The organism is Pseudomonas sp. A-RE-19, assembly GCF_019956555.1.
In the GTDB taxonomy this organism is placed as follows: domain Bacteria; phylum Pseudomonadota; class Gammaproteobacteria; order Pseudomonadales; family Pseudomonadaceae; genus Aquipseudomonas.
This window is the reverse complement of record NZ_JAHBDQ010000009.1, coordinates 56,123-78,516: the sequence shown is the minus strand read 5'-3', so window position 1 is coordinate 78,516 and position 22,394 is coordinate 56,123. Positions and strand designations below refer to the sequence as shown.

Below are 22,394 nucleotides of genomic sequence, written 5' to 3'. Positions count from 1 at the left end.
GTGGATCAAGATCTTGGATCAAAGGCATCTCGCAACGCCTCGCCAATGAACACCAGTAAAGAAAGAATCAGCGCCAGGGTGAAAAACGCTGTCAGCCCCAGCCACGGTGCTTGCAGGTTCTGCTTGCCTTGACCGATCAATTCGCCCAGCGATGCACTGCCGGCCGGCATGCCGAAGCCGAGGAAATCCAATGCTGTAAGGGTGGAAATCGCCCCGGTCAGGATGAACGGCAAATAGCTCAGCGTCGCGTTCATCGCATTGGGCAGAATGTGCCGCACGATCACCTTGCGGTCAGTCAGGCCCAATGCACGGGCGGCCTTGACGTATTCCAGATTGCGCCCGCGCAGGAACTCGGCGCGCACCACGTCCACCAGCGCCAGCCAGGAAAACAGCGCCATGATCCCCAGCAGCCACCAGAAATTCGGCTCGACGAACCCCGACAGAATGATCAACAGGTACAGCACTGGCAGCCCCGACCAGACTTCCAGCAAGCGCTGACCGATCAGGTCGACCCAGCCGCCGTAATAGCCTTGCAGGGCACCGGCGGCGATGCCGATCAGCGCGCTGATAAAGGTCAACGCCAGCGCGAACAGAATCGACACCCGCGCCCCGAAAATCACCCGGGCCAATACGTCGCGGGCCTGATCGTCGGTGCCCAGCCAGTTGACCTTCGACGGCGGGCTGGGGGCTGGTTGATTGAGATCGTAATTGGGCGTGTCGTCGCTGAACGGGATCGGCGCAAACAGCATCCAGCCGCCGTCCTTGTGGATCAGCTTCTGCACGTAATCGCTGCGGTAGTCGGCCTGAAATGGCAGTTGCCCACCGAACTCCTGCTCGGTATGGCGTTTGAAGGCCGGGAAGAACAGCGAACCCTGATAACTGAGCATCAGTGGTTGGTCGTTGGCGATCAGTTCTCCGCCCAGGGTCAGCAGGAACAGGCCGACAAACAACCACAGTGACCACCAGCCCCGGCGGTTTTTCTTGAACCGTTCGAAACGGCGACGGCCCAGCGGCGAGAGCTTGAACATCAGGCGTTCCTCGCGGCGAAGTCGATGCGCGGGTCGACCAGGGTGTAGCAGAGGTCACCGATGATTTTTATCAGCAGGCCAAACAAGGTGAAGATGAACAGCGAACCGAATACCACCGGATAGTCCCGTGATACCGCAGCTTCGTAACTCATGCGCCCCAGGCCATCGAGAGAGAAGATCACTTCGATCAGGAGCGAGCCGGCGAAAAATACGCTGATGAAAGCCTGCGGAATCCCCGACACCACCAGCAGCATCGCGTTGCGAAACACATGGCCGTAAAGCACCCGGCGTTCGCTCAAGCCCTTGGCTCGGGCGGTGACCACATACTGGCGGGTGATTTCATTGAGAAAGGAGTTTTTGGTCAGGATGGTCAGGGTCGCGAAACCACCGACCACCAGCGCCGTTACCGGCAGCACCAGGTGCCAGAAGTAGTCAGCGATTTTGCCCAGGGTCGACAGCGAATCGAAGTCGTCCGAGACCAGGCCGCGCACCGGGAACCAGTTCAGTGAGGTGCCGCCGGCGAAGACCACGATCAGGAACATCGCGAACAGGAACGCCGGCATGGCGTAACCGATGATGATCGCGGTGCTGCTCCAGATATCGAAATGGCTGCCATGGTGCACCGCCTTGCGGATGCCCAGCGGGATCGACACCAGGTAGGTGATCAGCGTCGCCCAGAGCCCGAGGGAAATGGTCACCGGCATTTTTTCCAGAATCAGGTCGGTAACGGTGGCACCACGGAAAAAGCTCTTGCCGAAGTCGAGGCGGGCGTAGCTCTTGAGCATCAGCCACAAGCGTTCCGGTGCGGGTTTGTCGAAGCCGTATTGCTTTTCAATCTCTTTGATCAGCTTCGGGTCGAGCCCGCGACTGGCACGGGAACTGCCTTGCACGGCTTCGCTGGAACCGCCCCCGACACTCGCGCCGCCGATGCCTTGCAAGTGCGCGATGGCCTGTTCCACCGGGCCACCGGGCGCGGCCTGGACGATGACGAAATTGACCAGAAGAATGATCACCAGCGTCGGAATAATCAGCAGCAAGCGCCTCAGTACATAAGCCCACATCAGTGCGGCCCTCCGGAGTTGCCGCGCTTGATGAGTTCGGCGGTCATCTGTTCATTGGTCAGGGGGGTGGTGCTGACTTCCCACCAACTCTCGATGGCTTCGTCATTACTGGCTTGCACGGACGGAATGCCGAAGCGGTTCCACCACACGGTCGAGCTGCCTGGCGGGTAATAGTTGGGTATCCAGTAGAAGTTCCATTGCAGCACGCGGTCCAGGGCATGGGCGTAACGCAGCATGTCGGCCTGGGTGGTGGCGCGGACCAGACCATTGACCAGCGTATCGACCGCCGGGTTCTTCAGCACCATATAGTTGTTGGAACCCGGATCGTTGGCCGCCGCGGAGCCGAAGTAGTTGTACAGTTCGTTGCCCGGCGAGTTGGTCACCGGGTAGCCGGTGACGATCATGTCGTAGTCCCGGGACATCAGACGGTTGACGTACTGGGAAGCGTCGATGCGGCGAATGTTCAGGTCGATGCCGATTTGTTTCAGGGTGCGCTTATAGGGCAGCAGCAGTCGATCCATGCCGTTCTGGCTGATCAGGAAGGTGAAGCTCAGCGGTTGACCTTCGGCGTTGACCAGTTGATCGCCATCGGGTTTCCAGCCAGCCTGTTCCAGCAAGTCCAGGGCTTGTAGTTGTTTGTCGCGAATCACACCGCTGCCGTCGGTTTTCGGTGCTTCGAAGACCTGGGTGAAGACTTCATCGGGAATCTGCCCGCGCAGTGGTTCGAGAATCGCCCGTTCACCTGCGTCGGGCAGTTGCCGGGCGGCGAGGCCGGTGTTGGAAAAAAAGCTCTGCTGGCGGATGTAGAGGTCGCGCATCATCTGCCGGTTGCTCCACTCGAAATCCCAGAGCATGGCCAGGGCCTGACGCACTCGACGGTCCTGGAACATCGGGTTTTGCAGATTGAACACAAAGCCCTGGGCCGGTTGCGGTGCCTCTTTGGCGAGGTGGGCCTTTTGCAGGCGACCGTCGCTCAGGGCCGGGCTGTCATAGCCGATGGAATAGGCGGTGGCGGAGAATTCGCGGTTGTAGTCGTAGGCCCCGCCACGCAGCACCTGACGGGCGACGTCGGTGTCGCCGAAGTACTCGATGCTGAAATGATCGAAGTTGTACAGGCCGCGGCTGACCGGTAAATCCTTGCCCCACCAGTCGGCGTTACGCTCGAAGGTGATGCTGCGCCCGGAGTCGACCTTGCTCACGCGATACGGCCCGCTACCCAGCGGTGGTTCGTAACCGCCACCATTGGCGAAGTCACGGGTTTTCCACCAGTGCTCGGGAAGCACCGGCAAGGTGGCGATGTCGAGGGGCAGGGTGCGGTTTTCGTTGCTCTTGAAGTCGAAGCGAATGGTTAGCGGTGACTCCAGTTCCAGGCCTTTGACGTCGGCGAATTGCGTGCGATAACGCAGGCTGCCCTGGGTCATCAGCAGGTCGAAGGTGTAGCGCACGTCTTCGGCGGTGATCGGCTTGCCGTCGGCGAAGCGAGCTTTGGGGTTCAGGTAGAAACGCAGGGACAGTCCGTCATCGGAACGCTCCATCTTCTGCGCCACCAGGCCGTACACGGTATAGGGTTCGTCCAGTGAACGCTGGGCCAGGGGCGAATAGATCAGGCCGTCGATCTGCGTGACGCCGATGCCCTTGTCTATATATGGAAGGATATGGTCGAAATGGCCGATTTCCATCGCCGAACGACGCATTGTGCCGCCCTTGGGTGCTTGCGGGTTGGTGTAGGCAAAATGACTGAAGCCAGCGGGATACTTCGCCGGTTCACCGTACACGGTCAATGCATGTTGCGGTGCCGCGTTCACACCGGCGGCGCCCAACAGCAGGGCCACGGCAGTGAATAATAAAGTGGGGAAAGCCAGTCGCATTGTCAGCCTTAGAGCCGGGTGGTCAATAACCACAATTTGTACGCTAGCGGCGCGTCCCTCGCCAGCCGTATCACGTAACGAAAACACAACGGCCCACCAAAAGGCGGGCCGTTGTGTAGCAAACTCAAGGGTTGATCAGTCCTGACGGCTGGTCACTTCCAGCAGGTGATAACCGAACTGGGTCTTGACCGGGCCTTGCACTACGTTAACCGGTGCGCTGAAGACCACGGTGTCGAATTCCTTGACCATCTGGCCTGGGCCGAACGAACCCAGGTCACCGCCCTGGCGGCTGGACGGGCAGGACGAGTTGGCTTTGGCAACTTCGGCGAAATCGGCACCGGCCTCGATCTGGGCCTTGAGTTCGTTGCACTTTTCTTCGCTGGAAACCAGGATGTGACGGGCAGTGGCTTTGGCCATGGGAAAACTCTCCATTCAATGTTCAATAAAGTGTGGAGCCTACCGGATTCAGTGGGCTATTTCTCCCTCAAAGTTCCGTTCATATGCTGCTTTTATGGCATTGCCTAAAGGCCGGCATTTCTCAAGCGTTCGGCATGCTGCACATACAGGACGATCGGGTCGATGCCCTTGCGGACCTGACCGGTTGTCTGGCTGAGGCTGTCCAGATGATCCAGCGGATAGTTCGAACGGATCACTTTACCCAGATGAGAGCTGAATCGGCCGACCATACCGTCGTTCTGCTCGGCTTCGGTGGTGAAGTATTGGGAAAAGGCCCGGAGGAACCCATGCAGTGGATGCAGCGCATGGAGTCCCTCGACAAGGCTGTTTGCCGGCAAGGTGCCGCTCCAGGAGTAATAACGCACACCATTGACCAGTTCGCGGCCCTTGCCGCCCCAGGTTTTCGGCAATCCTTGAGGGTACTGGTCATTGAATGCGCCAACGCCTTCGGTGGTCAGTGCGTTGAGCGCAGCGATTGCATTCTGCGGCAGATGCCGGTTGCCACTGAGCAACGACAGGAAGTCGGCGAACAGGGTCGCCACCGCTGCGGCGACATGCTCTGGCAGGCGCCCGGGCGTCAGCGCCTTGCGCAAAAAATCGGCCAGTTCCGAGCCGTGGTTCGGCCCGCTGACCGATGTCACCGAAGCGACTGCTTCTGGTGCCAGCGCCGCGGCGTATCGTGCCGCCAATGCGCCCTGGCTATGACCGATCAGGTTGACTTTGCTTGCACCGGTTCCTTCCAGAACCCGGTCAATCTGTGCCAACAGTTGTTCTCCGCGGGCTTCATTGCTGTGGGTCGCCGATAGATGCGGGATGAAGACCCGAGCGCCAGCGCTTCTCAGGGCCAGTTTGACGTCATGGAACAGTTCCAGATTGCCGATGCGATCGAAGCCGAATAGCCCATGGACCAGCAGGATCGGATACTGAGTGGTTGCATTCCGTAGCATGTACATTCCTTTTTCGCAGTAGGTCAGGTGTGTGCTCAAGGGGGCACTCTAAAGCACACCACCTGCTCGGCGATGTATGAAAAAGCCGCTGTAACCTGATGAAAACGGAATAGAAATTGTACGAAAGCTCGAATGAACATGAGGTCTTGGTCGGAATATCCGGACATCCTTTTAACGATGGCTGCACACTTCTTCGTAATGACCTACCTCTGAAACGTCCTTTTACCGTGCAAACCGACGCGATTGTCCGGCAGCGAGAATCAGCACCACGGGTTTCAATAGGCTTCGTTCGATGCCGACCTCAAGGCGGCATTGATTCCAAGGACTGGAGTGTATGAATGACTACTTATAAAGCCGATTACTTGAGCGTTTTAGAGCAATGCATGGCGGCACCACAGCTGGATCAGGCGGATAACGCCACGCTCGATCCGGCCGACAATAAGGCCATTATCACCGTCGCGCCTTACCCGGACATGGCCTGCGGAGACAAACTGGTCATGTACTGGTCAGGTATCGATGCGCAGGGGGCTTTGTATCGGCATGAAGTGTCGCGCTTTGTCAGCGAAGCTCAGGTGGGCAGGGCGATGGTCTTTTGCGTAGGGGGCGCGCACATTGCCGCACTGGACGGTGGTTCACTCGAGGTTTACTACGCGCTCTACAGCGCCCTCCTTTGTGAACCTGTGGAGTCCAGGCGTTTATACCTGAATGTCGGTGACGTCCGGCCAGCGTTGCTGCCTCTGGTTGTTGACGATGCGGTGGGCGGCACGCTCGATCCGGACAGGGTTGCCGAGGGCGTGCGCATAACGATCAAACCGTATGCACGGATGGCGGTTGGTGATCGGGTCTTGCTGTCCTGGACAGGTGTTACGCCACAAGCGAGCTTCGATGACACATTGAAAGTCGAATTCTTTGCAGTCGGCGGTGAACTGTCATTCTGGGTAGATCCCGACTGTATTGCCCCCAATCTCGGGGCAGCCGTTACGGTTAGCTACTGCGTCGAGCGGAAGGGGCAAGCGTCACGCTTCTCGGAGCCTGTACAACTGTTGATAGGCCCGCTGGAGCGAGGGCCGCTTTTGCCTCCGACCGTGCTGGAAGCCGATGAGGGTTGGCTGGATCTGCAAGATGCGATCGATGGTGTCACCGTCGTGATCGACAATGCCCAGGCGGAAGAGGGCGAGCTGGTCTATCTGAAATGTGACGGGGAGCATTTCAATCATCGTGATGATCGTGAGATTTCGAGGGAAATGGCCGGTCAACCGCTGGTGTTTATCGTTCCCTACAGGTTCTGGCGTGAACATCGGGATTTGACGGTCCGAGTAGCCTATTCGGTCGAGCGCCTCGATGATGTGAGCCAGCAGTCCGAAGCCACGCTGGTGCAAGTGCAGTCGTAAACCGGTTTAACGTCAACCGCCTTCCGGTTTTCGATTGAAAACCGGAAGGCGGGCGCTGGTCACTTTAGCTATTGAGTACGGCGCTGAGCACGAAGTCGCTCGGCTGCCTGCTGCAACAACTGCTCCGTCCCTGTCCAGCCCAGGCAGCCGTCCGTTACCGACACGCCGTAATGCAGTGAAGGGCTCAACGGCTGGCAGCCTTCGAACAAATGGCTTTCAATCATCATGCCGACCAGCGAACGATCACCTTGCAGCCGTTGTTCAAGCACGTCGTTGAACACGGCTGGCTGACGCAACGGGTCTTTACCACTGTTGGCATGGCTGCAGTCGACCATGATCCGCGCCGGGATCTTGAGCCTGGTCAAATCGCTGTGTACCTGGGCGATGCTGTCGCGGTTGTAGTTCGGCCCTCGATGGCCCCCGCGCAATACCAGATGGGTGTCGGGGTTGCCCTGTGTCTGAATAATTGCAGGATGCCCTTGGCTATCGACGCCGAAATGGCGATGCGGATGAGCAGCCGAACGCATGGCGTCGCTGGCGACAGCCACACCGCCATCGGTGCCGTTCTTGAACCCTACCGGCATGCTCAGGCCGCTGGCCATCTCCCGGTGGATTTGCGATTCGGTGGTACGGGCGCCAATCGCTACCCAGCTCAGCAGGTCGTCAAAGTAGCCGGCGGCCATCGGTTGCAGCAGTTCAGTGGCAACGGGTAAACCCAGTTGGAGCATGTCTCGCATCAATTCGCGGGACAGCGTCAAACCGCCCGCCATGTCGTCGCTGCCATCCAGATGCGGGTCGTAGGCCAGGCCTTTCCAGCCGACCGTGGTGCGGGGTTTTTCGACGTAGGCGCGCATCACCAGCAGCATCTCATCGCTGACGTGTGCAGACAGGCGGGCCAGGTTGGCGGCGTATTCGAGGGCTGAGCGGGGATCGTGAAGCGAGCAGGGCCCGACGATGACCAGCAGACGGGAGTCTTCACCGTTGAGGATCGCGCGAACCGCTTGACGGTGGGCGGCGACTTGCCGAGTCAGGGCGTTGCTGAGGGGTAATTGCTGTTTGAGCTGCAATGAGCTGGGCAGACGCAAGGTCAACGCTTCATTGGCAGGGCTCAGGGTGGACAGCGGCAGAGCAGAGGCGGACGAGTTCATATTCGGGCTTCCTGGGCTGGCGGCGGGTTCGTTCCCGCGCGCTCGCCCTACTGGGGTGTTCGACAATTGGCCGGATTGGCTGCGTGTGTGTGCTTGCCACCTGTGGGTGACCGATCGGAGGCGGCAGGCTGTCCCGAGCGGAGGCTGCTAAATCGCCAGGCGGTAAAACTGTCGTAACGGTAATAAGTGGCGTAGTTCATGTCGTGAATCCTCAAATGGTCTGGTTGACGCAAAACTGTTCAGGGCTGAAAAAACAAAACCCCCGGTCGGGAGGCCGACCGGGGGTTGAGAATTCTCTGGTGGCGACCCGTTTTAAAGTGGGCGCCGTGTGGGTATCAGGCGCGCCAGTGGCTAAACCAATACCCAAAATAAAAGCTGACCGAAGCACAAACGTCATTCGCCCAGGCAGCCGCAACCGAGCGCGGGGCGCTGGCGGTATGAAGCTGTGAGAGGGCGTTGAGCATGGTCTGTCTCCGATGAATGCGCCGAGCTTACTAGAGGCCGGTACGCAGATTCAATCAGAAAATGCTATCGATGATCATGGGCTTTTCTATCGCTTGAGTACGTCAGGGGTTATGACACACTTTGCGCTGCGCCCAACTACCACAACGCCACAAGGACGAACCATGACGACACTGACCATTGCCGCCGCGCAAACGATCTCTATCGCCGGTGATCTTGCCGCCAATATTGCCTGGCATCGGCGCTTCATGCAGGTTGCCGCTGAGCAGGGTGTGCAGTTGCTGGTGTTTCCCGAGTTATCGCTGACCGGATACGAGCGCGGCCTGGCGGCGGAGTTGGCCATCGCACCAGACGACGGAGTGCTGCAACCGCTTCGCGATTTCGCGCAGGAAGTCGGTGTGACCAGTGTCGTTGGGATGCCGATTCGTCTGTCGGACGAGTTGCCGGTATTGATCGGTGCTCTGGTGTTCGGTGCCGATGGTTCGCTCGGGGTTTACAGCAAGCAGCATCTGCACCCGGGCGAGGAAGTGGCGTTTTCCCCGGGAACGGGCGGTTCGACATTAAAGGTCGGTACCGACACCGTCGCGCTGGCGGTCTGCGCCGATTTTTCTCACGCCAGTCACGCGGCAGCCGCGGCACGGCAGGGCGCTGATCTTTATGCCGCGGGCGTGTTGATTACAGAAAACGGCTACGCTCCAGATACCGCGCTATTGCAAGGCTATGCTTGCACCCATTCGATGGCGGTGCTGATGGCCAACCATGGTGGCGTAACCGGTGGCTGGGCGTCGGCAGGACGCAGTGCAATCTGGGCGGCGGACGGGACGTTGATTGTGGTGGCGCCGGGCACGGGGAACCTTATGGTCGTCGCACGCCGCAATGCTGACGGCTGGAAAGGACAAATCGTGACTGTGGTGGAGGCTTGAATGGGTTTCGAATTGCGTCCGGCAAGGCCCCAGGACCTGGACTTTGCTCGTGACCTGACTTGTCGAAATATGCTTCGCTACTACATTCAACATGATCTGTTGTGGCTGGACGAGGCCTTCGATGTGGCTTGGGCCGGCCGCGAGAACTGGCTGATTGTGGGTGATGTTGCGCTGATCGGTTATGTCAGTCTGAGCCGTGACGCCAGCGCCTTGTACATCCGTGAATTGCAGATACTTGAAGCGTTTCGAGGGCAGGGTGCCGGTTCATGGGTGATTGATCAGGTATTTGCCATGGCGTGCAAGGAGCGACGCCCTGCATTGCGCCTGACGGTTTTTGAAAATAATCCGGCGAAAGTGCTTTACGAGAGAAAGGGCCTGAAGGTGGTCGGCAAAGACCAGTGTTTCCTGAGAATGCAGCGGGATATCAATGAACTGCATCGCTGAAACACGCAGGTGGCAAGCCTTGCAAGAAGAATTGACACTTTTTATATGTTGCTTGCCGCTAGGTCTGTCAGTCGCTTTTTGCTAAGGTGTCCGGCAACCCAATAAGACCAAATCGCGAGGTGTCTGCTTGATTAGGGTGCTAGTAGTCGATGACCATGATCTCGTTCGTACAGGCATTACACGAATGCTGGCTGACATCGATGGCCTGCAAGTAGTCGGCCAGGCTGAATCAGGTGAGGAATCCCTGCTCAAAGCGCGTGAGTTGAAGCCCGATGTGGTGCTGATGGACGTCAAGATGCCCGGGATCGGCGGTCTTGAAGCCACGCGCAAATTATTGCGCAGTCATCCCGACATCAAAGTCGTCGCCGTCACCGTGTGCGAGGAAGATCCGTTTCCTACCCGATTGTTGCAGGCCGGTGCGGCAGGCTATCTGACCAAGGGCGCGGGATTACCGGAAATGGTCCAGGCTATTCGCCTGGTATTTGCCGGGCAACGCTACATCAGCCCGCAGATTGCCCAGCAGCTGGCGATCAAATCCTTCCAGCCAACCAATGATTCACCCTTCGACGCGTTGTCTGAGCGGGAAATCCAGATTGCGTTGATGATTGTCGGTTGTCAGAAGGTGCAGATCATCTCCGACAAACTGTGCTTGTCACCCAAAACAGTGAACACCTACCGTTACCGAATTTTCGAGAAGCTTTCGATCAGCAGCGATGTCGAGTTGACGCTGCTGGCGGTTCGTCACGGCATGGTTGATGCCAGCCTCTGAAAATGACTGATGCCTTTGATCCAAGCGCTTTTCTGTCGACGGTTAGCGGGCGCCCGGGTGTTTATCGCATGTTCGACAGCGATGCACGCCTGCTTTATGTCGGCAAAGCCAAAAACCTCAAGAAGCGTTTGGCGAGCTACTTCCGCAAAACCGGTCTTGCCCCCAAGACCGCTGCGCTGGTTGGCCGTATCGCCCAGGTCGAAACCACCATCACGGCCAACGAAACCGAGGCCTTGCTGCTCGAGCAGACGCTGATCAAGGAATGGCGCCCGCCGTACAACATCCTGCTGCGCGACGACAAATCCTACCCTTATGTCTTTCTCTCGGATGGCCAGTTCCCACGCTTGAGCATCCATCGCGGCGCGAAAAAGGCCAAGGGCAAATATTTCGGCCCTTATCCCAGCGCAGGTGCGATTCGCGAAAGCCTGAGTCTGCTGCAAAAGGCTTTTTTTGTTCGTCAGTGTGAAGACAGCTTTTACAAAAACCGCACTCGACCTTGTCTGCAATATCAGATCAAGCGCTGCAAGGCGCCATGTGTGGGTTTCGTGGAGCCCGAGGTGTATGCCGAAGATGTACGCCACTCGGTGATGTTTCTTGAAGGGCGCAGCAACGCCTTGGCGGACGAGTTGTCTGCGGCCATGGAGGAAGCAGCGGTCAACCTCGAGTTCGAACGCGCCGCCGAGTTGCGCGACCAGATCTCATTGCTGCGTCGGGTCCAGGATCAGCAGAGCATGGAAGGCGGGACGGGTGATGTCGATGTGATAGCGGCGTTCGTCAATCCAGGTGGCGCCTGCGTGCACTTGATCAGCGTGCGCGGAGGCCGAGTGTTGGGGAGCAAGAACTTCTTTCCTCAGGTGGGTATTGAGGAAGACGTTTCCGAAGTCATGGCGGCGTTTCTCGGCCAATACTTCATCAGCAGTCCCGAGCGCGACTTGCCGAGCGAGCTGATCGTCAACGTGGTTCACGAAGACTTCCCGACCCTGATCGCCGCCATCGAAGAATTACGCGGTCGCGAACTGACGATCAGTCATCGTGTCCGCGGCACCCGAGCGCGCTGGCAGCAATTGGCGGTCACTAATGCCGAGCAAGCGCTGGGCGCACGTCTGGCGAACCGGCAACACGTTGCGGCACGTTTTGATGCCCTGGCCCAAGTGCTGAAACTGGACGAGCCGCCGCAACGTCTTGAGTGCTACGACATCAGCCATTCCAGCGGCGAAGCCACCGTGGCGTCCTGTGTGGTGTTCGGCCCGGAAGGCCCGATAAAATCCGACTACCGACGCTACAACATCGAAGGCGTTACGCCGGGCGATGACTATGCCGCGATGCACCAGGCCCTGACCCGACGCTTCAGCAAATTGAAGGACGGGGAGGGCAAGTTACCGGACATCCTGCTGGTGGACGGCGGTAAAGGTCAGCTATCGATGGCCCGTGACGTGCTCAATGAGCTGGCCGTGCCTGACCTGATTCTTTTGGGCGTGGCCAAGGGCGCGACGCGCAAGGCCGGTTTTGAAACCCTGTACCTCAACGACGCGGCCCACGAATTCACCTTGCGCGGCGATTCTCCCGCGCTGCATTTGATCCAGCAGATACGCGACGAAGCGCACCGTTTCGCCATTACCGGGCACCGCGCACGTCGTGGGAAAACTCGGCGCACGTCTACACTTGAGGGCGTTGCCGGCGTCGGACCGACACGTCGACGCGATTTGTTGAAACATTTTGGTGGATTGCAGGAGCTGTCTCGTGCCAGCATCGAAGAGATCGCCAAAGCACCCGGAATCAGCAAAAAGCTCGCGGAGTTGATTTATGCAAATCTGCACAGCGAGTAGAATGCCCAACTCACCTCGTAGCCAGTTGTGCCGATGAATATCCCTAATCTGATTACCGTTCTACGCGTCCTGCTCATCCCGATCTTCATTTTGCTGTTTTATTTGCCGTACCACTGGAGCTATTTGGCGTCCGCCTCGGTCTTCGCATTTGCCGCCGCGACTGACTGGCTGGACGGGTACCTGGCCCGTCGTCTGGAACAAAGCACACCGTTCGGGGCCTTCCTCGATCCTGTTGCGGACAAGCTGATGGTCGCCGTTGCCCTGGTTTTACTGGTGCAAGAGCATGGCAACCTGTGGCTCACGCTGCCGGCCGCCGTTATCATCGGTCGCGAAATTGTCGTCTCGGCACTGCGCGAATGGATGGCCGAACTCGGTGCCCGCGCTCACGTAGCGGTGTCGAACCTGGGTAAATGGAAAACCGCCGCGCAAATGCTGGCGCTGGTGATCCTGCTGGCCAATCCGTCGGACTTCAGCTTCTGGGTCTTGGTGGGTTACGCCTTGCTGCTGGTGTCTGCGGGCCTGACACTGTGGTCCATGGTCCAATACTTGCGGGCTGCCTGGCCGCATCTGAAAACGGACGTGGATAATAAATAAAACTTTTTTGAATCAAGGGGTTGACGGGGGATGTGGATTCTATAGAATGCGCATCACCAAGACGCGGGAATAGCTCAGTTGGTAGAGCACGACCTTGCCAAGGTCGGGGTCGCGAGTTCGAGTCTCGTTTCCCGCTCCAAGCATTAAAAAATGGATCTCTGAAAAGAGGTCCATTTTTTTCGTCCAAAGAAAAGTTCTTCATTGGTTCTTTCCGCAACCTTTTTTCGTTCTAGTGATCTCTACTGAAAACCACCCCCAGCCACGCTTTTTTTGTACATTAAAATGTACATCGAAATCCGGGCCCAGAACGTGCCAGTTTTCAGATAGAGGATGCATTGCTGGAACCCGTACATCTTTCCTCAATCGTGTGATGCGCAATGGATCAGCAACGGCCAAAACTCTGGATTACAGCCTTAAACGCTGGGTAGCGCTGACGCGCTACTTGGAAGACGGGGCCGTGCCCATCGACAAGGTGGCCAGAGGCCAACCGACGCGCGCTGCGCGGAGGAGGCTGGCCTTAACAACCAAGCGGTGAAATGGGGCAATAACGAAGATGTAGGCCCGGCCCAGACGGTTGTGGCACTGGACCACGGTTGAAAAAACGAGTTGGCGACTGCCTTCTGGCTCTGACTCTCCAGAACACAGAACCGATATCCGGAAGTCGAGGTGCTTGTCGTCCTCTCCCAACACGATTTCAGTCTGGTTCGTGCTATAGACCTTGAAGACTCCAATCCGATTAGCAAGTGATGCCAAGTGTTTGGCTGTCTTGAGACCGAAACAGGCAACGATAGTGTCTCGGACTTTCATGAGCCATCCGATCCAGGATGGCTGGTGGGAAAAGATGAATCGAGCCAGCAAATCTGGATTGCTAGATGTGCCCGCGGGGAGCCGAATCGCAAAAGCGTCCGCTAGGTTCATCGACTTGTAAAAGTGGGAGATGCCGGACCTCGAGGGGACTGGCACGGACGTAATGAACTCGAACTCTCTGGGCATCGGGGATCTCTCCTGAGATCTAACTACCAATTAGGCGACCTGCCATGTCACGTTTCTTTGCAATGGCTTGTCGTATAACGCGCCTCGTCGCCCTGTCAGTGCTTGTCTAGCTTAGAAGTGACGGTTACCCGACTTTCAAGCCGGACAGGGACAACCGCGCTCACTGTTCATTCCCTGTTGAGGCGCCAACTTCTCCTTGTCGGATACTGAGCCCGATCAAGGCATCATAGAGCTCTTGCTGCCCAGTTGGCAGAACAGGGAGCAACGTCGCACGGCGCTTGTCGACATCGAACCAGGATTCTACCAACCATCCCACCAGATAGAGCGCCGAAAGGCATCCGCCAGCGGTTGCAACGTTCCCCTGGCATACAAGAGGCTGGTTCACGGGCTCGAGTCCCAGAGCTTGCAAGCCCGATCGTGCATCCGGGTGTGTAGTTGCCTGGCCGCTGAGCAGCCCAAGCCGTTCGAGAATGAAGGCCCCGGCGCATATGGAGCCGATTCGCTGGCGTCTGGAATCAAGTTCAAACGACGGCAGGAAATCTGGAGCGGCAAGTGCGGCGGGTATCCCTTCCTTGCCGCTGACGAACAGTACCGCGTCGGCGCTATTGGCCTCGGAAAGCGGACCGTGCACCGGAACAGGCAGGCCGTGCGCCGATCGCACGATAGAGCTGGAACCCAATATTCGGACGTGCCAGTCCTCAGTGTTGCGGCCTAATATGTCCCACATCAGGAATAGGTCGATATCAGTGAATTGGTCGAAAGCAACCAGAACGATTTTCTTCAAGGCGAGCTCCATGAAAAGTGTTGGCGTGCAAAACGCAACGGCCGTCTTTGCTGGTGTTCGCAGCGTATCAATCGGTTGCGCACCATACACAGTCTGTATGGCGCTAAATATGGAGCGAAATAACTGGTGAGAAAGCTAACTCGTAACCATTGGATCGCGGCTGGTTTTGAGGCCCTCGACCAAGTAGGGCATATTGGCGTTTCGGCCGAGAGTCTATCGCGCCGATTGAATGTGACCCGCGGATCGTTCTATCACCATTTCCGCAATCGCGAAGACTTTGTCCGCACCTTGCTGGCCGCTTGGGAAGAAGACTACACGGAGCGCATGCTCGCTTATGCGGCGCAGGGGCGTAGCGCGGGCGAAACCTTGAAACGCTATTTGAGTATTGCCGCTGAGAAACAACCTGGGCGGGAAGTTTCCATCCGAGCCTGGTCGCTGCACGATCCGTTGGTAGGCGAGTTTCAGCAGCGTGTTGACACAAGACGACTGGACTTCGCGATACGGACGTGCCGCCGCTTGGTCCATATGCCAGGCGAAGCAGAAGTGATTGGTCAGGTGGCCCATCTGTGCCTGATTGGTGGTCAACAGGCAGGGCTGCGGCGTGATGCCGCTCGCTTCAACAGTTTCCTGCATCGAGCCTTTTCACTTTTCGAAGGGGCTCTTCCACCGTGGCGGGCCTGAGTCATGAGCTGAATTGGGTGACTGAATAAGTTGAGGTGCCGTGGGCTTTTGACCGTCCCATGGGGGTGTTTTGCCTGCTGGCTTGAGTCGTTGAGGTGATAGCCGCGAAGGCCTGGTGCAAGCTCATCGCGTTCGTGGTTGCCAATGCAATAGGGTATGCCCTCACAAGAGTTGGGTCATGCGCTGGCCCCTACGATGACCGCGCTTATCGACTGGGCCGAACTGCGTCACGTGCACGATGCAAAGCGGGTCGAAACCAAGGCCTTATAGTGCCTTTGAGGCAACATGCGCCCCTGAGTCGTCTCGCTGCCAACCGCCGCCCAATGCTTTGAACATGGCCACTGCGGCGCGAGCCGATTCAGTTTGTGCCTGGGCTCTGCCATCAGATGCCGCCAGGAGATGTTCATCGGCATCCAGCACTTCGAACAAGCTGACCACGCCTTTTTCATAGGCGGCAAATGACGTCGCTCTGGCTTTCGCATACGCCGACTCGCCCTGGGCGAGCTGGGTCGATTGTTGCTCGCGGTTGAGCCGTGCCGAAACAGCGCTTTCCACATCTTCGCAAGCCCGCAGAACGGACTGGCGGTAAGCGGCCAAGGCTTCGGCTTCCTGGCCCTTTGCCAAATCAATCTGGGCGTTGATGCGGCCAAAATCGAACAGCCGCCAGCGTAATCCCAGTGCCGCCGAAGCCTGACTGGCGCCGTTGCTGAACAGGTTTGCGCTGGATACCGATGTAGCACTGCCGAGTAGCGCAGCTACAGACAGTTTGGGGTAGTACTCGGACATGGCTTCTCCGATGCGCGCGCTGGATGCCGCAAGACGGCGCTCAGCGACGATCAAGTCTGGACGCCGACGCAGCAGGTCGGCCGGAGAGCCCATGTAGGCGAGGCCTGGCACATCAGGGATGGGCGCCAGCTTAGTCAGCTGCACGCTATAAGTGCCCGGTGCCTTGCCCAGCATTACATCCAGCGCGTTCATTGCCGCGTCAAGGCCGGCTTGCAGTACCGGCACGGTTGCCTGCGCTTGATTCAGCGCGCCTTGGGTCTGGTTCAATTGCAGTTCAGCTGCCAGTCCTTTTGCATAGAGGTGTTCGATGGTGGTGAGCAGTTGTTGTCGCGTGTCTACTTGATGCCGGGCAATTTCCAGGCGTGCTTGAAGGCCACGGATGCTGATGTAAAGATCGGCTGTCTGCGCGACCACTGCCAGGCGTGTGGCAATCGCTCCGGCTTGCGAGGCCTGATAATCGGCGAAGGCGGCTTCTTTACCTCGGCGCAGCCCGCCAAACACATCCAGCTCCCAGCTGGCATTCAAATTCGCCTCATAGGCACTGCCGTAGCGATTATAGGAAGGGTCTGAATTCAGCACTTGGCCCAACGGAGTCTCCAATGACTGACGGGCTCGGGCCGCTTGACCATTGACGGTAGCCGACGGCAGGAGGGCTGCGTCAGCTGCGCCCAAACCGGCGCGAGCCTGCTCGATCCTTGCGCTTGCCTGGGCTAAATCGAGGTTCTGTTCAAGTGCTCGATTTATCAGTTGACTGAGTATCGGGTCATTAAATGCATTCCACCAAGCGGCGAGATCGGCATTTGCGGCGTCCACTTGTCGAGCCTTGGACGTTTGCGCCGAGAAATGCTCGGGCAATTCCACACCGGGTTTTGAGTAGTCGGGGCCCGCTGCGCAACCTGCAACCATACCCAGACACAGTAAGACGGCGAAACGAGGAGGAGGGTGCATGCGGTACCTGCGAAAGGGGCGATTTGTGACGATATTACAATTTGGTCACAAGTTGTCAACCACCTTTGGGATGAGTAAGCTGCTCGCATGAATCAGCCATCAGTTTCTTCGCCCAGCGCCCGTGGCCCAGCCGATCACGACATTCGAGACCAGATTGTTGCGGCGGCCAACGAACATTTCAGTCAATACGGTTATGGCAAAACAACGGTTTCTGACCTGGCCAAGGCCATCGGCTTTTCCAAGGCTTACATCTACAAATTCTTTGAATCCAAGCAGGCGATTGGTGAAGCAATCTGTACAAATTGCCTGACTGAAATCGTTGCGGCAGTGGAGCAAGCCATCAATGTAGATGGCATCTCGCCGACTGAACGTTTTCGGCGCCTGGTCAAAACCTTAATCGCTACAGGTGTGAGCCTGTTCTTTAACGACCGTAAACTTTATGACATCGCAGCGTTCGCCGCGTCGGAGCGATGGCCCAGCTCACAAGTCTATGACGCTCAGATCAAGAGCTTCGTGTTGCAAATCGTGCGTGAGGGGCGAGAGCTCGGCGAGTTTGAACGCAAGACACCGCTGGACGAGACGGTAGAGGCAATTCATCTCGCTCTGCGGCCCTTCATCAATCCTCTGCTATTGCAGTACAACCTCGATTTTGTTGAAGAAGCCCCTTCTCTCATCTCCAATCTTGTTCTGCGCAGCCTGATGCCTTAAACCTCTGCTGACGGATGCACTGCGCATCCGTATCAGCGTGTGCGCCTGAAAAAACCAAATATCAAGCCTCTTTGCTTTGCTCTGATCAAGTGGGCGATGTTCATTCGCTTCGGTGGTGACTATTGACAGAAATGGTCACTTGAATAAGCATGGTGCATCCGCTACCGAGAGGTCTTTATGATCCAGCGCCACCGCATATCACCCATTTTCATTGTCTTGTTGCCGTTTGCCCTGGCGGCCTGCAACGAGGCCACGCCTGCCGATCCTCGCCTTCAAGTGCACTTGGTGCGCATCGGCGTGGTTCAACCCTCCGCGCCTGCGACACGGGTATTCACCGGTATCGTCGCGGCTCGAGTTCAGAGCGATCTCGGTTTTCGGGTGCCAGGGAAAATCTTGGAGCGCTTGGTGGACTCTGGGCAGAGTGTCAAACGTGGGCAGCCACTCATGCGCATCGATGCCAACGACCTGACGCTGACCGCGAGGGCGCAGCAGGAATCGGTGCTGGCCGCTATGGCCCGATCCCGGCAGGCCTCCGATGATGAGCTTCGCTACCGTGATTTGGTGGCCGTCGGTGCGGTATCTGCCTCAGCTTACGCAGGGATCAAAGCGGCGGCCGACTCGGCGAAAGCTCAGCTAAACGCTGCCCAGGCCCAGGCTGATGTGGCGAAAAACGCGACCGGTTATTCGATGTTGCTGGCGGATGCTGACGGGGTGGTAGTGGACACATTGGCGGAACCGGGGCAGGTAGTCGGCGCTGGGCAGGTGGTGGTGCGCGTTGCCCATTCAGGGCAGCGCGAGGCCGTGATCCAGTTACCCGAGACGCTACGTCCTGCGCTGGGCTCGACGGCGACGGTTGAGCTCTACGGGCAGAACCAACGTGCAGGCAGCGCCCGTTTACGTCAGCTGTCCGACTCTGCGGACCGACAGACCCGAACGTTTGAAGCGCGTTATGTGCTGGAGGGGGCGCTCTCCAACGCCACCCTGGGTTCGACGATCTCAGTGGCTATCGCTGACACGGATGTTGCTGATGCCAAGGAATTACAGGTGCCCATTGGGGCCCTTTACGACGCGGGTAAAGGCCCGGGGGTCTGGGTAGTGGGCGGGGAACCGGAGCAGGTGGCTTGGCGCCCGATCAAGGTTCGCAGCCTGAATAATGAGGCCAGCGTGCGCGTGACGGGTGATCTGCAGGTGGGTGATCGTGTTGTCGCATTGGGTGCTCACTTGCTGAGTGAGGGAGAGAAGGTCAGGACTGAACTCGCCGATGCTCCGCAAAATTCAGTGGTTGAGGTAAGTCGATGAGCGGCTTCAATCTTTCGGCGCTGGCCGTACGCGAGCGCTCAATCACCCTGTTTTTGATCTTGCTGATTTCTGTGGGTGGGTTGTACGCCTTCTTCAAACTGGGGCGTGCGGAAGACCCCGCATTCACCATTAAACAAATGACGGTGGTCACTGCCTGGCCTGGGGCGACGGCCCAGGAGATGCAGGACCAGGTGGTAGAAAAGCTGGAAAAACGCATGCAGGAACTGCGTTGGTACGATAGGACCGAGACCTTTACCCGGCCCGGCTTGGCATTCACTACGGTTTATCTGCTCGATAGCACGCCACCCTCAGCTGTCCAGGAGGAGTTTTACCAGGCGCGCAAGAAAGTCCTTGATGAGCAGAAGGGGTTGCCGTCCGGGGTGATCGGCCCGATGGTCAATGATGAGTATTCCGATGTCACCTTCGCGCTCTATGCGCTCAAGGCCAAGGGCGAGCCGCAACGTCTGTTGGTGCGCGAAGCCGAGAGCTTGCGCCAGCGTTTGCTGCATGTAGCGGGTGTGAAGAAGGTCAACATCATCGGTGAACAGGCCGAGCGCGTTTTTGTCGAGCTGTCCTACGAGCGTCTGGCGACACTGGGCATTTCTGCACGAGACATCTTCAGTGCGTTGAACACGCAAAACATGATAACGCCGGCCGGTTCGGTCGAAGCGAAGGGGCCCCAGGTCTTCATCCGCCTGGATGGCGCGTTTGATGACCTGCAGAAGATTCGCAATACCCCGCTGACAGTGCAGGGCAGAACCCTCAAGTTGTCCGATGTGGCTGAGGTCAAGCGCGGTTATGAAGACCCCGCGACATTTCTGGTACGCAACAACGGCGAGCCGGCACTGTTGCTCGGCGTGGTCATGCGCGATGGCTGGAACGGCCTGGATTTGGGGAAGTCGCTGGACGCTGAGGCAACAGCGATCAATGAGCAGATGCCTTTGGGCATGAGCCTGACCAAGGTCACGGATCAGGCGGTGAATATTGGCGCCTCCGTCAACGAGTTCATGGTGAAGTTTTTTGCGGCCTTGGGCGTGGTGCTGCTGGTGTGTTTTCTCAGCATGGGCTGGCGTGTCGGCGTTGTGGTTGCCGCAGCGGTGCCGCTGACCCTGGCGGCCGTGTTCATTGTCATGGCGGCCACGGGCAAAGACTTCGATCGAATTACCCTGGGCTCGTTGATTCTGGCGCTGGGACTGCTGGTGGACGATGCAATCATTGCCATTGAAATGATGGTGGTGAAGATGGAGGAGGGCTACGACCGAATCAAGGCCTCCGCTTATGCCTGGAGCCACACGGCCGCGCCGATGTTGTCGGGGACGTTGGTGACGGCGATCGGCTTTATGCCCAACGGTTTTGCCAAGTCGACCGCTGGTGAGTACACCGCGAACATGTTCTGGATCGTTGGCATTGCGCTGATCACTTCCTGGGTGGTGGCCGTGGTGTTTACCCCTTACCTGGGCGTCAAACTGCTGCCGCAGATCAAGGTGCCTGAAGGCGGGCATACGGCGATTTACGGTACACCGAACTACCAGCGTTTCAGGCGCCTGCTGGGCAGTGTGATCCGCCGTAAAGGCCTGGTGGCGACATCCGTCGTGGGCTTGTTTGTTGTTGCGATTCTGGGCATGGGCGTGGTCAAGAAGCAGTTCTTTCCAACATCCGACCGACCTGAGGTGCTGGTTGAGGTGCAGATGCCTTACGGCACCTCCATCGAACAGACTGATGTGGCGGCGGCCAAGGTCGAGGCGTGGTTGGCTCAGCAGCCGGAAGCCAGGATCGTCACCGCTTACATTGGCCAGGGCGCGCCGCGATTCTATTTGGCGATGGCCCCTGAGCTCCCCGATCCATCCTTCGCAAAAATCGTCGTCCTGACGGCGAATCAGCAAGAGCGTGAGGCGCTCAAGATTCGCCTCAGACAAGCCACGGCCGATGGTTTGGCGCCTGAAGCCCGCGTGCGGGTGGCGCAGTTGGTATTTGGTCCTTATTCACCATATCCGGTGGCCTTTCGGGTGATGGGCGCCGACCCTGCGGTGTTGCGGGATATCGCCGCGCAGGTGCGTGAGGTCATGACCGCCAGCCCCATGATGAGGACCGTCAACACCGACTTGGGCGAGCGCGTGCCGGCACTTCATCTCACGCTGGATCAGGATCGCCTGCAAGCATTCGGCTTGACCTCGGCCGATGTCGCGCAACAGCTGCAATTTCTGCTCACGGGGGTGCCTGTCACCGAGGTGCGTGAGGACATTCGTTCGGTTCAGGTGGTCGCTCGCTCCGCGGGTGAGACGCGTCTGGATCCGTCGAAAATTGCCGCCTTCACGCTGACCGGCGCCCAAGGCCAGCGCGTGTCGCTGTCCCAGGTAGGGGCGGTGGATGTGCGCATGGAGGAGCCCATCCTGCGGCGTCGTGATCGGACGCCGACCATCACCGTGCGCGGTGACGTGGCTGAAGGTCTTCAGCCTCCCGATGTCTCCAACGCCTTGATAACGCAGTTGCAGCCGATCATCGAAAAACTGCCGGCGGGCTACCGCATTGAGTTTGCCGGCGCGATCGAGGAGTCGGGTAAAGCAAACAAGGCATTGCTGCCGTTGTTCCCGATCATGATCGCGCTGATGTTGCTGACCATCATCATTCAGGTGCGCTCGATGTCGGCAATGATGATGGTGTTCGCCACCGCGCCTTTGGGCCTGATTGGTGTGGTGCCAATTCTGCTGCTGTTCCAGCAACCGTTCGGGATCAACGCCTTGGTGGGACTGATTGCCTTGTCAGGGATTCTGATGCGCAACACGCTGATCCTCATTGGCCAGATTCACGCCAATGAGCAAGCCGGCCTGTCGCCTTATAACGCCGTGGTCGAAGCCACTGTGCAGCGCGCGAGGCCCGTGATTCTCACGGCATTGGCGGCGATGCTGGCGTTCATTCCGCTGACCCATTCGGTGTTCTGGGGAACGCTGGCCTACACCCTGATTGGCGGTACGTTTGCCGGCACCGTGCTGACCCTGGTGTTCCTGCCAGCGATGTACGCCCTTTGGTTCAAGATCAAGTCTGAAGCCTCACAGGAATTCTCGACGCATGTACGTCCTGTCTGATCGAGCGGGCAAACGTTCGCTTGGGCGAGCGTTAGGCCCTCTCAAGGCTGGCCGAAGACAATACGAAATCATGGCCCTGATAAACGGGGCCATGACGAAGAGAGCATCCCGGCATCCTCGGCTGCAGTGAATCGCTCAGGTTTGAACCACCCCATCACCTTTGCTCCACCGGAACCACAAGAAACGCCTTGGCGT

General features: G+C 58.2%; 19 protein-coding genes, 1 tRNA gene and 2 pseudogenes. 12 read left to right on the top strand and 10 right to left on the bottom strand.

Translation table 11 applies throughout. The annotated features are described in order from the left end of the window. Positions 1–5: 5 nt before the first annotated feature. From KGB14_RS07045 to KGB14_RS07025, 5 genes are all read right to left on the bottom strand, one after another. On the bottom strand, positions 6–1,028 hold the full coding sequence (locus KGB14_RS07045; protein ID WP_223485161.1) for an ABC transporter permease: 1,023 nt from the start codon (positions 1,026–1,028) through the stop codon (positions 6–8). Then, a complete protein-coding gene (locus KGB14_RS07040; RefSeq protein WP_223485159.1) occupies positions 1,028–2,089 on the bottom strand; it encodes a microcin C ABC transporter permease YejB in 1,062 nt (353 codons plus the stop codon). Before KGB14_RS07040 ends, KGB14_RS07045 begins: the two co-directional genes overlap by 1 nt. Further along, positions 2,089–3,957 (bottom strand): extracellular solute-binding protein, encoded by a 1,869-nt coding sequence (locus tag KGB14_RS07035; RefSeq protein ID WP_223485156.1) that lies wholly within the window; start codon positions 3,955–3,957, stop codon positions 2,089–2,091. Before KGB14_RS07035 ends, KGB14_RS07040 begins: the two co-directional genes overlap by 1 nt. 135 nt (positions 3,958–4,092) lie before the next feature. After that, complete coding sequence (locus tag KGB14_RS07030) at positions 4,093–4,374, bottom strand: peptidylprolyl isomerase (protein ID WP_223485155.1); 282 nt, start codon at positions 4,372–4,374, stop codon at positions 4,093–4,095. Positions 4,375–4,478: 104 nt separating this feature from the next. Further along, positions 4,479–5,360, bottom strand: a complete 882-nt coding sequence (locus KGB14_RS07025) for a lipase family alpha/beta hydrolase (protein WP_223485152.1) — start codon at positions 5,358–5,360, stop codon at positions 4,479–4,481. 338 nt (positions 5,361–5,698) lie between these two features. Between KGB14_RS07025 and KGB14_RS07020 the strand changes: the two genes are divergently transcribed. Beyond that, on the top strand, positions 5,699–6,751 hold the full coding sequence (locus KGB14_RS07020) for a hypothetical protein (RefSeq protein ID WP_223485150.1): 1,053 nt from the start codon (positions 5,699–5,701) through the stop codon (positions 6,749–6,751). A gap of 68 nt (positions 6,752–6,819) precedes the next feature. Here KGB14_RS07020 and KGB14_RS07015 read toward each other — a convergent pair whose 3' ends face one another. Beyond that, complete coding sequence (locus tag KGB14_RS07015; RefSeq protein ID WP_223485148.1) at positions 6,820–7,899, bottom strand: 3-deoxy-7-phosphoheptulonate synthase; 1,080 nt, start codon at positions 7,897–7,899, stop codon at positions 6,820–6,822. Between the two features lie 626 nt (positions 7,900–8,525). Here KGB14_RS07015 and KGB14_RS07010 point away from each other — a divergent pair. From KGB14_RS07010 to KGB14_RS06980, 7 genes and pseudogenes are all read left to right on the top strand, one after another. Further along, positions 8,526–9,284 carry a carbon-nitrogen hydrolase family protein gene (locus KGB14_RS07010; RefSeq protein ID WP_223485146.1) on the top strand — a complete coding sequence of 253 codons (759 nt, stop codon included), beginning with the start codon at positions 8,526–8,528 and terminating at the stop codon, positions 9,282–9,284. Next, the gene (locus KGB14_RS07005; protein WP_223485144.1) at positions 9,285–9,728 is read left to right on the top strand and encodes a GNAT family N-acetyltransferase; all 444 of its coding nucleotides are present in this window, start codon (positions 9,285–9,287) and stop codon (positions 9,726–9,728) included. 127 nt (positions 9,729–9,855) lie between these two features. Then, positions 9,856–10,497 carry a UvrY/SirA/GacA family response regulator transcription factor gene (gene uvrY / locus KGB14_RS07000; RefSeq protein WP_008015884.1) on the top strand — a complete coding sequence of 214 codons (642 nt, stop codon included), beginning with the start codon at positions 9,856–9,858 and terminating at the stop codon, positions 10,495–10,497. A gap of 2 nt (positions 10,498–10,499) precedes the next feature. Further along, complete coding sequence (uvrC, locus tag KGB14_RS06995) at positions 10,500–12,323, top strand: excinuclease ABC subunit UvrC (protein WP_223485142.1); 1,824 nt, start codon at positions 10,500–10,502, stop codon at positions 12,321–12,323. A 33-nt stretch (positions 12,324–12,356) separates the two neighbouring features. Further along, entirely contained in the window at positions 12,357–12,917 is a 561-nt protein-coding gene (gene pgsA / locus KGB14_RS06990; protein ID WP_223485140.1) for a CDP-diacylglycerol--glycerol-3-phosphate 3-phosphatidyltransferase, read from the top strand. 63 nt (positions 12,918–12,980) lie between these two features. Continuing rightward, positions 12,981–13,056: transfer RNA gene (locus KGB14_RS06985), tRNA-Gly, on the top strand. 237 nt (positions 13,057–13,293) lie between these two features. Next, positions 13,294–13,386: pseudogene (locus KGB14_RS06980) on the top strand (IS66 family transposase); the annotation flags it as partial. Here the strand turns inward: KGB14_RS06980 and KGB14_RS06975 are convergent. Together KGB14_RS06975 and KGB14_RS06970 are read right to left on the bottom strand one after the other, a co-directional pair. Further along, the gene (locus tag KGB14_RS06975) at positions 13,356–13,910 is read right to left on the bottom strand and encodes a DUF2867 domain-containing protein (protein ID WP_317851016.1); all 555 of its coding nucleotides are present in this window, start codon (positions 13,908–13,910) and stop codon (positions 13,356–13,358) included. The pseudogene KGB14_RS06980 and the gene KGB14_RS06975 sit on opposite strands and share 31 nt — an antisense overlap. Before the next feature lie 160 nt (positions 13,911–14,070). Then, positions 14,071–14,694, bottom strand: coding sequence for a DJ-1/PfpI family protein (locus KGB14_RS06970; RefSeq protein WP_223485138.1), 624 nt, complete (start codon positions 14,692–14,694; stop codon positions 14,071–14,073). Between the two features lie 126 nt (positions 14,695–14,820). On the opposite strand from KGB14_RS06970, the gene KGB14_RS06965 reads away from it, so the two are divergent. Beyond that, positions 14,821–15,375, top strand: coding sequence for a TetR/AcrR family transcriptional regulator (locus KGB14_RS06965; protein WP_223485136.1), 555 nt, complete (start codon positions 14,821–14,823; stop codon positions 15,373–15,375). Positions 15,376–15,407: 32 nt separating this feature from the next. Here KGB14_RS06965 and KGB14_RS28540 read toward each other — a convergent pair. Together KGB14_RS28540 and KGB14_RS06960 are read right to left on the bottom strand one after the other, a co-directional pair. Further along, positions 15,408–15,536: pseudogene (locus KGB14_RS28540) on the bottom strand (type II toxin-antitoxin system RelE/ParE family toxin); the annotation flags it as partial. 103 nt (positions 15,537–15,639) lie between these two features. After that, positions 15,640–17,109 (bottom strand): efflux transporter outer membrane subunit, encoded by a 1,470-nt coding sequence (locus KGB14_RS06960; RefSeq protein WP_223485134.1) that lies wholly within the window; start codon positions 17,107–17,109, stop codon positions 15,640–15,642. 87 nt (positions 17,110–17,196) lie between these two features. Here KGB14_RS06960 and KGB14_RS06955 point away from each other — a divergent pair, with 87 nt between their 5' ends. The 3 genes from KGB14_RS06955 to KGB14_RS06945 all read left to right on the top strand — a co-directional run bounded on the left by KGB14_RS06955 (position 17,197) and on the right by KGB14_RS06945 (position 22,199). Beyond that, on the top strand, positions 17,197–17,817 hold the full coding sequence (locus KGB14_RS06955; RefSeq protein WP_030132395.1) for a TetR/AcrR family transcriptional regulator: 621 nt from the start codon (positions 17,197–17,199) through the stop codon (positions 17,815–17,817). A gap of 177 nt (positions 17,818–17,994) precedes the next feature. Next, entirely contained in the window at positions 17,995–19,116 is a 1,122-nt protein-coding gene (locus KGB14_RS06950; RefSeq protein WP_223485132.1) for an efflux RND transporter periplasmic adaptor subunit, read from the top strand. Continuing rightward, positions 19,113–22,199, top strand: a complete 3,087-nt coding sequence (locus KGB14_RS06945) for an efflux RND transporter permease subunit (RefSeq protein ID WP_223485130.1) — start codon at positions 19,113–19,115, stop codon at positions 22,197–22,199. The genes KGB14_RS06950 and KGB14_RS06945 overlap by 4 nt, the downstream gene beginning before the upstream one ends. The last annotated feature ends 195 nt before the right edge of the window (positions 22,200–22,394 follow it).